The organism is Kitasatospora sp. NPDC127121 (assembly GCF_042677305.1).
Classification (GTDB): Bacteria; Actinomycetota; Actinomycetes; order Streptomycetales; family Streptomycetaceae; genus Kitasatospora.
Genome location: NZ_JBHXTQ010000135.1, coordinates 1 through 12459, shown reverse-complemented (window position 1 = coordinate 12459; position 12459 = coordinate 1). Strand labels below are relative to the sequence as shown.

Sequence of the window (12459 nt, the reverse complement as noted above, 5' to 3'; positions counted from 1 at the left end):
GTCCGGATCGGACCGGGGCCGCCGCCGATTTCACGGGAGGCCGTTCATGCGGTTAGACTCGTGAAACTGCTCGGCGAGGGATGCCGTGTGCCTGCTTGCCGGGTGCCCGCTCCGTGATCGACGCGCTGCCGGTACCGGATTCCCGTCCGCCGGCAGAGGCCGTTACCGCCGAGTGACCCCCGAACGTACTGAGGGTGTGGTCCCGGCGGTTTTTCGCGTTGCCTGCACCCCCGCGCCAGTCTTCCCGAGGAGTGCAGTCGTGTCCGAGATCCGCATCGCCGCTGAGACCCGTTCCGAGTTCGGCAAGGGTGCCGCCCGTCGCGCCCGCCGCGCCGGCTTCGTCCCCGGTGTCGTCTACGGCCACGGCCACGCCCCGGTTCACCTGAACCTGCCGAGCCACGACCTGATGATGGCGCTCAAGACCCCGAACGCCCTGCTGGTCGTGCCGATCGAGGGCAAGGACGAGTACGTGCTGCCCAAGGCCGTCCAGCGCGAGGCCATCAAGCGCACCATCGAGCACGTCGACCTGCTGCTGGTCAAGCGCGGCGAGAAGGTCACCGTCGAGATCCCGGTCCTGACCGAGGGCGAGCTGGCCCCCGGCGGCAACCTGCTGGAGCACGTCCTCAACGCGCTGCCGATCGAGGCCGAGGCCACCCACCTGCCCGAGTCGGTCACCGTCTCGGTCGAGGGCCTGGAGTCCGGTGCCTCCGTCCTCGCCAAGGACATCGTCCTGCCGGCCGGCGTCACCCTGGCCGTCGACGCCGACGCCGTCGTGCTGCAGGTCATCGGCGCCCAGGCCGCCCCGGCCGAGGACGAGGCCGCCGAGGCCGAGGGCACCGAGGCCTGAGCCTCGCCCCACCAGCTGTGACCGCTGCCCCGGTCGCTCCCCTCGGAGCGGCCGGGGCAGCGGTGTGTCCGGGAAGATGACGTAGAGCGCGCACAGGAGGAGAGAGGGCATGGCGGACGAGTACGAGGGCCCCTGGCTGGTGGTGGGGCTGGGCAACCCGGGCGAGCAGTACGCCCGGAACCGGCACAACATCGGGTTCATGGTGGTGGACCTGCTGGCGCAACGGATGGGCGCGAAGTTCAAGGCGCACAAGAGCCGGGCGCAGGTGGCCGAAGGGCGGCTGTCCGGCCGCCGGGTGGTGCTGGCCAAGCCGATGTCGTTCATGAACCTCTCCGGCGGCCCGGTGACGGCGCTGCGGGACTTCTACAAGGCGCCGGCCTCGGCGCTGGTCGCCGTCCACGACGAGCTGGACATCGACTACGCGGCGCTGCGCCTCAAGCTGGGCGGCGGGGACAACGGCCACAACGGGCTGAAGTCGATCACCAAGTCGCTGGGGCCGGACTACTACCGGGTGCGGTGCGGGATCGGTCGGCCGCCGGGCCGGATGGAGGTCGCGGACTTCGTGCTGAAGGACTTCTCCGGCGCCGAGCGCAAGGAACTGGAGTGGTTCGTGGACCGCTCGGCGGACGCGGTGGAGGCGCTGCTGTCCGAGGGGCTGGAGCGGGCGCAGGGCACCTACAACTCCTGACGCTCCATCAAGTCCGGGAGTGGTGTTACGCAACAGTCGTACAACGCTTGCCGGTCCAAACCTGAATCCGTGTGAGAAGCCTGTGCGGGATCGGATAGCGTCGGCCTGGTACGCGAACGAGTCCTGGGGAGTTCTCGATGCGGGGTTTTCGTCCGGTCCGCCGATTGCGGCGGCTCCGGGTGGTCCGACTGAAGCAGTTCGGACGGCGGGTCGGCACGGCCGGTGCGCTGGGGGCGGCCGGGGTGCTGCTCTCGGGCGGCGCGGTGGCGCACGCGGACGCGGTGGCCGAGCCGGATCCGGGGGGCTCCCCGGAGCCCGCGGCGGCGCAGTTCGGGCCGCTGCTCGGTGACTCGATGGGCGCGGACGCAGGGCTGCTGGCGGTCGGCGGCGGCCTGGTGGTCGCGGCCGGCGGCGCCGCGCTGTGGCTGAAGCGCCGGCGCGCGGGCGAGCCGGGCGAGTAGGCCGTGTCCGGGACCTAGCCGTCCGCGCGGTGACACGACACCGGGCCGGTGCCCAAGGGCGCCGGCCCTTTCGCGTGCCCCGGGCCCTTCCGGTACGGGACGGGGCCGCCGCCCACCCCGGAGGGCGGACGGCGGCCCCGTCCCGTACGCGCGGTGGCGTCAGCCGGTGTTGCGCAGGCCGGCGGCGATGCCGTTGACGGTCAGCAGCAGCGCGCGGGCCCGCAGCGGGTCCTCGTGGCGGCCGGTGGCGACCTCCTCGCGCTGGCGGCGCAGCAGCGCGACCTGGAGGTAGGAGATCGGGTCGAGGTAGGCGTCGCGGACGGTGAAGGTCTGCTTGAGCACCGGGTTGTGCTCCAGCAGTGCGCCCTCGCCGGTGAGCCGGAGCACCTCGCGCAGGGTGAGGTCGTGCTCGGCGACGATCTGGTCGAAGACGTGGTGCAGTTCGGCGGGCACCAGCTGCTCGACGTAGTGGCGGGCGATCCGCAGGTCGGTCTTGGCCAGCGTCATGGCGACGTTGGACAGGAAGTTGCGGAAGAAGTGCCACTGGCCGTGCATCTCGTCGAGCACGCCGCCGAGGCCGGCCGCGCGGGCGGCGGCGAGGCCGGAGCCGACGCCGTACCAGCCGGGGACGATCTGGCGGGACTGGGTCCAGCCGAAGACCCACGGGATGGCCCGCAGGCCGTCGAGGCCGGCGCCGGAGTCGGGGCGGCGGGACGGGCGGGAGCCCAGGTGCAGCGAGGCGAGCTGGTCGACCGGGGTGGCGGCGAAGAAGTACTTCGGCAGGTCGTCCTGCTCGACCAGGGCGCGGTAGGCGGTGTGGGCGGCCGCGGAGACCTGGTCCATCGCGGCGTCCCAGCGGGCCAGTTCCTCGGGGGCCTGGCGCGGGGCGGTGTGCAGCGCGGAGGCGGAGAGGGTGGCGGAGATGGTCAGTTCCAGGTTCTCCCGGGCGAGGGAGGGGAGCAGGTACTTGTCGGAGATGACCTCTCCCTGCTCGGTGACCTTGATCTCGCCCTCCAGGGTGCCCCAGGGCTGGGCCAGGATGGCCTCGTGGGAGGGGCCGCCGCCGCGGCCGACGGTGCCGCCGCGGCCGTGGAACAGGCGCAGCCGGATGCCGTAGCGGTGGGCGACGTCGCGCAGCCGGCGCTGGGCGCGGTGGATCTCCCACTGGGAGGTGGTGATGCCGCCGAACTTGGAGGAGTCGGAGTAGCCGAGCATGACCTCCTGGACGTCGCCGCGCAGCGAGACGAGCAGCCGGTAGGAGGGGTCGGACAGCATCTCGTCGAGGATGAGGTCGGCCTTCTGGAGTTCCTCGGTGGTCTCCAGCAGCGGCACGATGCCGATCTTGGCGATGCCGCCGTGCAGGTCGATCAGGCCGGCCTCGCGGGCCAGGACGGTGGCGGCGAAGACGTCGTCGGCGCCCTGGCACATGGAGATGATGTAGCTCTCGACGATCTCGTCGCCGAAGCGCTCGAAGCCCTCGCGGATGGTGTTGAAGACGCCGAGGGTCTTGGTGCCGGCGGCGTCCAGCGGGGCCGGGGTGGGGGCGAGCGGGCGGCGCGAGCGGAGCTCCTTGGCGAGCAGCTTCTGCCGGTACTCGCGGGGCATGTCGGCGTAGCGCCAGGCCTCCTCGCCGAGGCGGTCGAAGAGCTGGCCGAGGGCGTGGTGGTGGGCCTCGGCGTGCTCGCGGACGTCCATGGTGGCGAGCTGGAGGCCGAAGGCCTCGATGGTGCGGATGGCGCGGGCGAGGCGGCCGTCGGCGATCAGCTCGCCGCGGTGGGCGCGCAGGGAGTCCTGGATGAGCCGCAGGTCGGTGATCAGCTCGCGGGTGCCGAGGTAGTCGCGGCCCTCGACGTGCGGGGTGCCCTGGGCGAGCCGCTCGCGGGTGTTCTCCAGCTTGAGCCGGACGCAGGTGGCCTTGAGGCGGTAGGGCTCCTCGGCGTTCATCCGCTTGTAGCGGGGGCTGAGCTCGGGGAGCTGGTGCAGGTCGGTGTTGAGCGAGGCGAGCAGTTCGACCGAGGCGCCGGCCAGCCGCTCGGAGGTGGAGAGGGTGCTGCGCAGGTCGTCGACGGCGGCCAGGGCGTCCTTGATGCCGTACTCGTGCTGGAGGTTGAGGACGTCCCAGGTGACCTGCGGGGTCACGTTGGGGTTGCCGTCGCGGTCGCCGCCGATCCAGGTGCCGAAGGTGAGCGGGCGGACGCCGTCGGGCAGGGTCAGGCCGACCCGGCCGAGCTCCTCGTGCAGTTCCTCCAGGACCTGGGGGACGGCGTCGCGGTAGAGCTCGTCCAGGTAGTAGACGGCGTTGCGGGCCTCGTCGGTGGGCTCGGGGCGGGCGATGCGCAGCTCGTCGGTCTGCCAGAGCAGGTCGATGACCTCGGCGAGGCGGCGGTCGGCCTGGCGGCGGGCGCTGCTGGTGCGGGCCGGGTCGGCCTGGGAGAGGCCGGCGGCGATCTCCTCGCGGTGGATGCGGTCGAGGAGTTCGCCGATGCGGCGCAGCTTGTTGAGGACGCTGCGGCGGGCGGCCTCGGTGGGGTGGGCGGTGAAGACCGGGCGGACCGCGAGGTGGGCCAGCGTGTTTTCGAGGTGCTTGGGGTCGGCCTCGGCGAGCTGGTCGGCGGTCTGGGCGAGCAGCGAGCCCTCCCGGGCGCGGCGAGTGGCGAACTCGCGGCCGCGGTGCACCTGTTCGGTGACGTTGGCGAGGTGGAAGTAGGTGGAGAAGGCCCGGACCAGCTTGGCGGCGGTGTCCAGGTCGATGTCGGAGAGGAGTTCGGCGGTGGCCTCGCCGTCGGTGCGGCTGAGCAGGCGGACCTGTTCGACCAGGCCCAGCAGCTGGGGGCCTTCCTGTCGGACGAGCGTCTCGCCGAGCAGGTCGCCGAGGCGGCGGATGTCCGCCCGCAGGGCCGCGTTGTCGGCAACTGGGCCGGTGGCGTGGACAGTGGGGCTGTCCGCCGGGGTGGGGACCGGAGCGGTCACGGCTGGCTCCCTGTGGTGGTGGGGTTCGGCAACGGCTCATCGTCACAGGTCCGCCCGCGTGTGGCGGGTGTGACGCGTGCGGACCGCGCTGTCCGACGCGACCAGCATAGGTGTCGGGGCGGTCGCTGTCCGCGAGGTGGCCGGATGGCGGACAGTGACGCCGCAGGCCGCATGTGGTCTGGACCACTTGAGGGTCCGGTGAGGTGTCGGGGGCAATCCCGGTGGGGAGGGGAGGGGGTTGCCGCTTAGGCTGTCAGCCATGAGCAAGTCGCCTGGGGAGCGCGCGCCGGTCCGGCCGTTCTGGTGGTGGGAGCGGCCGCGCAGCGCCTTCCTGGACATCGGGCTGGCGGTGCTCGCCGCGCTGGAGTGCGCGCTCAGCACGATCGCCTTCCTCTCCGGCCGGGTGCACCTGGACGCCGCCGGGATGGCCGGCATCTCGCTGCTCGGCGTGGTGGCGGGCGGTTCGCTGGTGCTGCGCCGCCGCTGGCCGGCCGTACCGGTGCTGGTGACCCTGGTGGCGATGCCGGGGATGCTCGGCGTCCTGCTGCTGGTGGTGTCGCTGTACACGCTGGCGGCGACCTGGGAGTGGCCCACCCGGCGCTGGCGGGTGGTGGCGCTGTCCGCACTGGCCTTCGCCGAGACCGTCGCCGTGATGATGGTGTCGATGCTGACGCCCGGCGACACGGCGGTGGAGCAGCCGCCGCTCTGGGGCCAGGTGCTGATCGCGGTGCTGGTCTCCGTCGGCCTGACCGTCCCGCCGGTGGTCACCGGACTGTACGTGGGCGCGCGGCGGCGGCTGATCGACTCGCTCAAGGACCGCGCGCACGGCCTGGAGACCGAGCTGGACCTGCTGGCCGAGCAGGCCCAGGAGCGCGCCCGCCGGGCCCGGCTGGAGGAGCGCACCCGGATCGCCCGGGAGATGCACGACGTGGTGGCGCACCGGGTGTCCCTGATGGTGGTGCACGCCGGGGCGCTGGAGCGGATCGTCGCCAAGGACCCGGAGAAGGCCGCGCAGAGCGCCAAGCTGATGGGCGAGGTCGGACGGCAGGCGCTGAACGAGCTGCGGGAGATCCTCGGCGTGCTGCGGATGGACGACGAGCGCCAGCCGGAGCCCGACTCGCTGGCCGGGCTGCCCCGGCTGGTCGACCAGTCCCGGGCGGCCGGCATGGCGGTGACGCTGACCGTCAGCGGCAGCCGGCAGGAGTTCACCGGCGAGGCCGAGCAGACCGCCTACCGGGTCGTCCAGGAGGGCCTGACCAATGCGCACAAGCACGCGGGCGGCGCACAGGTGTCCGTCCTGCTCGCGTACGCGCCCAACGGGGTGCGGGTGAGCGTGGTGAACGCCTGCCCGGGCGGCGGCGGGGGCGCGGCGAAGCTGCCCAGCGGCGGCAACGGGCTGGTCGGGATGCGGGAGCGGGTGATCGCGCTGGGCGGCACCTTCTCCTCCGGGCCGGAGGCGGACGGCGGGTTCCGGGTCGAGGCGGTGCTGCCGTCCCGGCTGGCGGTCCGGGCCGAACGGCTGCGGTGACGCGCCGCCAGGCCCGGCCCGGCGGTCAGGCCCGGGTGCGCGTCGGCGGAGCGCCCCGGGCCGCCGTCAGGAACCGTCGGCGGTGCGCAGCCGCTCCGGGGCGGTGCCCAGGATCAGGGTGGTGACGGCCTGGTCGATGCCGTGCCCGAGGAACCACTCGCCGGTGTGGTCCAGGCTGTAGACCCGGCCCTCCTCGTCGACGGCCAGCAGCGCCTGCCCGTACGCCTCCTCGCCGAGCGGGGCGAGCTGGCTGCCCAGGGCGCGGCCGAGGTCGAGCAGGGTGCGCGGCTGGTGCAGCCCGCACAGCGGGTCGATCAGGAACGGGGTGCGGGCCAGCTGGCGGCCCGGGCCGGCCAGGTCGAAGGCCAGGCCGCCGAACTCGGCCCAAGCCTCCACCGCCGCCGGGAACACCGCGTGCCGCAGACCGGACGGCCCGCCGTACCCGACCAGGGCGTCGGCCCACTCCTCGGCCTGCCGTATCTGCCAGCGGCCGGGGTGCCAGCCGGCCGCCTTGAGCTCGGCGGCGACGTCGGCGGGGAAGCGCGGGCGGGCCCGCCCGGCGGGGGCGGCGGACAGGGTGGCCGGCGGTGGCGGGGGCGGGCTGGGCGGGTTCAGGGCGGACTCCAGGGCTCGGGGACAGGGGGCGTACGAGGGCGCGGTCAGGGCGCGGGCGGCCCGACGGCGACGCTCTGCACGGTGAAGTGCTCCAGCATCGGCGCGCAGGAACGGCACGGCGGGGCGTGGGTGCCGTGCGCCGGGTCGCCCTCCTCCCGGATGCGAACGGTCGTCATCCGGGAGCCCTTGAGCGCCTTGCGGGCCTCGTGCAGGGTCATCGGCTTGCGGGCGGCGCGCTTGGAGCGCCGGCCGTCGACCGCGACCAGGTGCTGGGAGAGCAGGACGGCCTCCGGGCAGCGGCCGGTGAACCGCTCGCGCGCCTCGACGGGCAGCGTGTCCAGGAACTCGCCGACCAGCGGGTGCAGGACCGGCCGTCGGGCGTCCTTGTCCCCGGCCAGGGTGTGCACCTCGCCGCCCTTGAGTGACAGCGCGGCGGCGACGGCGGGCAGCAGGCTGTCGCGGTGGTGGCGCAGCACGGGCGGGCCCGCGGGCTCACCGGTGGTCATGCGTCGTCCTCCTCCTCTGTTCCCGCTGACGGAAGGACCGGTGGGACGGTCCGGGGCAAGCCTGTCAAACGACACCGACATCCGCACAACCGGGGTGCGGGGGCGGACGAACGACCGTGCGGGACCGGCCGGGCCGTCACCCGATCCTCGCCGGACCGGGGCCGGATCCGCACACCGTCGTCACGACTTGTCCGCTGATTTCCCGAAACCACCTCCGGGCCGGGGGCACGGCCGGTACCGTTCCGGCAGCGAGGCCGAAGGGGATCCGGCCGACCGCCCGCGGACGCGCGGACGGGGCCGGACCCGGTGCCCGCGCCGGACGTTGGGGCCGCCGGGGTGGGCCCGAGCCCGCCCCGGCGGCGGAGCGAAGGGGCTCGTGGATGACGTCGGAGCAGCCCGGTCGGAACGGGCCGCGGCAGCGGTCGGGGGCCTGGGACGCGCAGGCCGCCAACCAGGCGCCCGGTGGGCACGTGCCCACGCCGGGCGAACCGCCCCGGCCGGCACCGGAACGCCCGGTGGGCCTCGCCGTGGTCGGGGCCGGCTACTGGGGCCCGAAGCTGGTCCGCAACGCGCAGGACACCCCGGCGCTGCGACTGCACTGGCTGTGCGACCTGGACGAGGCCAAGGCCCGTGCCGTGCTGGGGGAGTACAGCACCGTCCGGGCGACCGGCTCCTACCGGCGGGTGCTCGACGACGAGCGGGTCGGGGCGGTCGCGGTGGCCACGCCCGCGGCCGCGCACTACCGGCTGGTGCGGGCCGCGCTGGAGGCCGGCAAGCACGTGCTGGTGGAGAAGCCGATCACCACCTCGGCCGCCGAGGCCGCCGAACTGGTCGACCTGGCCGAGCGCAGCGGGCTGGTGCTGATGTGCGACCACACCTTCTGCTACACCCCGGTGGTGCGCCGGATCCGCGAGCTGGTGCACGGCGGCGAGATCGGCGACATTCAGTTCTTCGACTCGGTGCGGATCAACCTCGGCCTGGTGCAGCCCGACGTGGACGTGCTGTGGGACCTCGCCCCGCACGACCTGTCGATCCTCGACTTCGTGCTGCCGCCCGGCGTCGAACCGGTCGGGGTGTCCGCCCAGGGCGCCGACCCGATCGGCGCCGGCCGGGCCTGCGTGGCGTACCTGACGGTCCGGCTGAGCAACGGCGCGCTGGCCCACTGCCACGTCAACTGGCTCTCCCCGACGAAGGTCCGCACCACGCTGATCGGCGGCTCCCGGCGCACCCTGGTCTGGGACGACCTCAACCCGCAGGCCCGGCTGGCCGTGCACGACCGCGGCGTCGACCTCACCCCGCCCGACCAGCTGACCGACGCGATCCGGCACCGGGCGCTGATCTCCTACCGGGTCGGCGAGATGGTCGCGCCCGCACTGGTCGAGCAGGAGGCGCTGCGCAACGTGATGGCCGAGTTCGCCGCCGCGATCACCGAGCGCCGGGCCCCGCTCACCGACGGCCGGGCCGGGGTGCGGGTGCTCCAGCTGCTGGAGGCGGCCTCGCTCAGCCTCGAACTCGGCGGTGCCACCGTCCCGGTGGGGTCCGGGGACCGGGCGGCCGCCCGGTGAGCGCCGGCATCCCGCCGGTCGACCCGATCCTGCCGGCCGGCCCGATCCCGCCGGTCGACTCGATCCCGTTGGTCGACCTGGCGGCCGCGCACGCCGAGGTCGCGGCCGAGGTCCGGGCCGGCTTCGACCGGGTGCTCGCCTCCGGCGGCTACGTCAAGGGCCCCGAAGTGGACGGCTTCGAGCGGGAGTACGCCGACTTCACCGGCGCCCGGCACTGCGTGGGCGCCGGCAACGGCACCGACGCCCTCGAACTCGCCCTGCGCGCCCTCGACCTGCCGCCCGGCGGCGGGGTCGTGCTGCCCGCCAACACCTTCGTCGCCACCGCCGAGGCCGTGCAGCGGGCCGGGCTGCGCCCGGTGCTGGTCGACGCCGACCCGGCGCACCTGCTGATCGACCCCGAGCGGGCCGCCGGGGCGCTGCCCGGCGCGGTCGCGCTGCTGCCCGTCCACCTGAACGGCCAGCTCGCCCCGATGGGGCCGCTGCTGGAACTGGCCGACGGACGGCCGGTGGTGGAGGACGCGGCGCAGTCCCAGGGCGCCCGGCAGCACGGGCGCGCCGGCTACGGGCGGATCGCGGCCACCAGCTTCTACCCGGGCAAGAACCTCGGGGGCTACGGCGACGCCGGGGCGGTGCTCACCGACGACGACGAACTCGCCGCCGCCGTCCGGCTGATCGGCGACCACGGCGCACGCGAGAAGTACCGGCACGAGCGGTTCGGCTTCAACTCCCGGATGGACGCGCTGCAGGCCGTCGTGCTGCGGGCCAAGCTGCGCCGGCTGCCCGCCTGGAACGCCGCCCGCCGGGCCGCCGCCGCCCGCTACGACGCCCTGCTCGGCGGTCTCGACGGCCTGACCCTGCCGCGCACCGCGCCCGGCAACGAGCACGTCTGGCACCTGTACGCGGTGCGGATCGGCCCCGGCCGGGACCGCGACGCCGTCCTCGCCGCGCTGCGCGCCGCCGGGATCGGCGCCGGGGTGCACTACCCCGTCCCGGTCCACCTCCAGCCCGCGTTCCGTCACCTCGGCCACCGCGCGGGGGCGTTCCCGGTCGCCGAACGGGCCGCCCGCGAACTGCTCAGCCTGCCGCTGCACCCGCACCTCACCGAGGCGCAGCAGACCAGGGTCGCCGGGGTGCTGGCCGGGGCGCTCGGGCAGCGGCCCTGACGGTTCCCCTTCTTCTCCCGGGCGGGGGCCCGGGCCCGGAGACGACCCCCTACGCTGGTGTCCAGCAAGCGCTTCGAGAATTTGCAGCAGCCAGTGGGGGCTCCCAGATGACGACAGGTCGGCCCGGCGTCGCCGCCGCACCGAACGCGGCGTACGCAGGTCAGGTGGTGCAGTTCCCGGACCCGGTCCGCGCGGAGCGACACCCCGCCGGGGTCCGGGTGGACGAGTACGGCTACCCGGACTTCGGCTCGTACGCCGCCGCCGCGGCCGAGGTCGCCGACCCGCCGGACGGCTTCGGCGTGGACGAGCTGCGGCTGACCGACTACGTGTCGGCCAACGCCGCGCTGTTCACCCAGGGCCACCCGCTCTGGGCCGACCTGGACACCGCCGTCGCCACCCCGCCCGGCTGGACCTGGCACCACGCGGTCGGCCGGGCAGCCCCCGGCTGGCGGCGGATGGAGCTCGTCCCGGTGGAGGTCAAGGCGCTGCTGCGGCACCACGCCGGCCTGGCCACCTCCGCAGCCGACCACACCCGCCGGGGCACCCGCCCGTTGCAGGAGCGCCGGCCCGTGCACTTCTCGCTGGCCAAGGACGGCGGCGACCCGATCGGCGTCCCCGAGGACCTGGTGCAGCGCGCCGAGGAGCGCCTCGGCTACCGGCTGCCCGGCGCCTACCGCACCTTCCTCAAGCTGGGCGGCGGCCGCGCCCCGGTCGGGGTGGCGCTGGACACCGAGCTCGGCATGCTGCTCGACCAGCCCTTCCTCACCCTCAGCGAGGAGTACGGCACCCAGGACGTCGTGTACGCCAACAAGTGCCTGCGCGACCACCTCACCAAGGACTACCTGGGCGTCGCCTACGCGCAGGGCGGCATCGTCGCGCTCAAGGTGCGCGGCGACCGGGCCGGCTCGGTCTGGTTCCACCTGTACGACGACGCCCGCGACACCGGCGCGCCGGAGGCCCCGGAGGACCGCTGCGCCCGGCTGCTGCTGCCCTGCGGCGAGGACTTCGACGCGTTCCTGCTGCGGCTGGCCGGCAGCCCGCCGGAGCTGGAGACGGTCGCGGAGCTGATGGTGGACGGCGGGTTCGCCCGGGCCGTCCCGGTGGACTGACGTGGCCGCGGCGGTGCAACGAGCGGGGACGACGAGGATGGGGACAGGGGTGAACCGGGCGTGGTGACGTACGCGCAGGCGCAGGAGCTCGCCGAGGAGTGGATCAACGGCGGGGTGCCGCAGCCGCAACAGCGCGAGGTACGGGTCCGGGAGTTCGACCTGGGCTTCGTCTGCTGGGCGGTGGCACCCGGGGACGGGCCGGCGGGGCCGTCGGGTGCGGGGGACGGGTCGGCCGGCGAGGCGCGACTGGTGATCGCCCGGGACTCCGGCGCGACCACGCTCTGGCCCGCGCTGCCCGTCAACGAGGTGGTCCGGCAGTACGAGGAGGCGTACGGGCGGCCGGTCGCGGCCAACCCGGCGGGGGCGGCGAAGCCCGCGCCCGGGCCGGTCGAGGCGACGTCCTTCCTGCTCAGCCCGCCGCAGTGGCTGCAGGAGGCGGGGGCCGCGGCAATCGCGGCGGAGGCGGAGCGGCTGGGCGGCCAGGGGGCTCCGGCTCCGGCTGCTCCGGTGGCTCCGGCTGTTCCGGTGGCCGAGCCGCCCGCGCCGGTCGCTGCGGCGCCCGCCGTGCCGGCCGCGCCCGCCGTCGAGTCGCCCGTGCCCGCCGTGCCGTCCGGTTCTGCCGGTCCTGCTGGTTTCGCCGTCCCGCCGCAGGCCCCGGCCCCCGTGCCGGTGCCGCCGGTCGGGGCCGAGGCGGCCACCGTCCTGATGCCCGAGGGGCTGCGGACCACCGGCTCCGACCTGCCCGACGCGCCCGCGCCGGCCGGGGCCGAGGCCGCGACCATGCTGATGCCGCCGGAGGGCGGCTACGGCATGCCGCCGGTCCCGCCGCCCGCCGCCCAGGCGCCCGTGCCCGCGCCCGCGCCCGTGCCGCCCGCGGCCGTGGAGCCGGCGCCGACGCTGCTCGCGTCGCCGGACGCCGTGCCGGGCCTGATGGGCCTGCCGGGTGCGCCGTCCGGGCCGCCCGGCGGGGTGGAGCAGCCGCCGACCGTCCTGGCCCTGTCTCTTAT

General features: G+C 74.9%; 10 protein-coding genes and 1 pseudogene. 8 read left to right on the top strand and 3 right to left on the bottom strand.

The genetic code is table 11. The features are described from left to right. The first annotated feature begins 259 nt into the window (after window positions 1–259). From ACFVHI_RS36280 to ACFVHI_RS36270, 3 genes are all read left to right on the top strand, one after another. Window positions 260–847 (top strand): 50S ribosomal protein L25/general stress protein Ctc, encoded by a 588-nt coding sequence (locus ACFVHI_RS36280; protein WP_063348047.1) that lies wholly within the window; start codon window positions 260–262, stop codon window positions 845–847. 109 nt (window positions 848–956) lie between these two features. Beyond that, entirely contained in the window at window positions 957–1535 is a 579-nt protein-coding gene (pth, locus tag ACFVHI_RS36275; protein ID WP_063348046.1) for an aminoacyl-tRNA hydrolase, read from the top strand. A gap of 179 nt (window positions 1536–1714) precedes the next feature. Continuing rightward, window positions 1715–1996, top strand: a complete 282-nt coding sequence (locus ACFVHI_RS36270; RefSeq protein WP_380346272.1) for a hypothetical protein — start codon at window positions 1715–1717, stop codon at window positions 1994–1996. Window positions 1997–2155: 159 nt separating this feature from the next. Here the strand turns inward: ACFVHI_RS36270 and ppc are convergent, their stop codons facing one another. Beyond that, entirely contained in the window at window positions 2156–4966 is a 2811-nt protein-coding gene (ppc, locus tag ACFVHI_RS36265; protein WP_079135660.1) for a phosphoenolpyruvate carboxylase, read from the bottom strand. Window positions 4967–5225: 259 nt separating this feature from the next. Between ppc and ACFVHI_RS36260 the strand changes: the two genes are divergently transcribed. Continuing rightward, window positions 5226–6494: a sensor histidine kinase gene (locus ACFVHI_RS36260; RefSeq protein ID WP_063348044.1), complete on the top strand. Its 1269-nt coding sequence runs from the start codon at window positions 5226–5228 to the stop codon at window positions 6492–6494. Window positions 6495–6560: 66 nt separating this feature from the next. On the opposite strand, the gene ACFVHI_RS36255 is transcribed toward ACFVHI_RS36260, so the two are convergent. Together ACFVHI_RS36255 and ACFVHI_RS36250 are read right to left on the bottom strand one after the other, a co-directional pair. After that, the gene (locus ACFVHI_RS36255; protein ID WP_063351179.1) at window positions 6561–7070 is read right to left on the bottom strand and encodes an SUKH-3 domain-containing protein; all 510 of its coding nucleotides are present in this window, start codon (window positions 7068–7070) and stop codon (window positions 6561–6563) included. An 83-nt stretch (window positions 7071–7153) separates the two neighbouring features. After that, the gene (locus tag ACFVHI_RS36250) at window positions 7154–7615 is read right to left on the bottom strand and encodes a YwqJ-related putative deaminase (protein WP_063348043.1); all 462 of its coding nucleotides are present in this window, start codon (window positions 7613–7615) and stop codon (window positions 7154–7156) included. A gap of 380 nt (window positions 7616–7995) precedes the next feature. On the opposite strand from ACFVHI_RS36250, the gene ACFVHI_RS36245 reads away from it, so the two are divergent. The 4 genes and pseudogenes from ACFVHI_RS36245 to ACFVHI_RS36230 form a co-directional block, all read left to right on the top strand. After that, the gene (locus ACFVHI_RS36245) at window positions 7996–9180 is read left to right on the top strand and encodes a Gfo/Idh/MocA family protein (protein ID WP_380346270.1); all 1185 of its coding nucleotides are present in this window, start codon (window positions 7996–7998) and stop codon (window positions 9178–9180) included. Then, window positions 9177–10343 carry a DegT/DnrJ/EryC1/StrS family aminotransferase gene (locus tag ACFVHI_RS36240; RefSeq protein WP_380346269.1) on the top strand — a complete coding sequence of 389 codons (1167 nt, stop codon included), beginning with the start codon at window positions 9177–9179 and terminating at the stop codon, window positions 10341–10343. The genes ACFVHI_RS36245 and ACFVHI_RS36240 overlap by 4 nt, the downstream gene beginning before the upstream one ends. Before the next feature lie 107 nt (window positions 10344–10450). Then, the gene (locus ACFVHI_RS36235) at window positions 10451–11452 is read left to right on the top strand and encodes an SMI1/KNR4 family protein (protein ID WP_063348042.1); all 1002 of its coding nucleotides are present in this window, start codon (window positions 10451–10453) and stop codon (window positions 11450–11452) included. Between the two features lie 60 nt (window positions 11453–11512). After that, a pseudogene (locus ACFVHI_RS36230) lies at window positions 11513–12459 on the top strand (hypothetical protein); the annotation flags it as partial.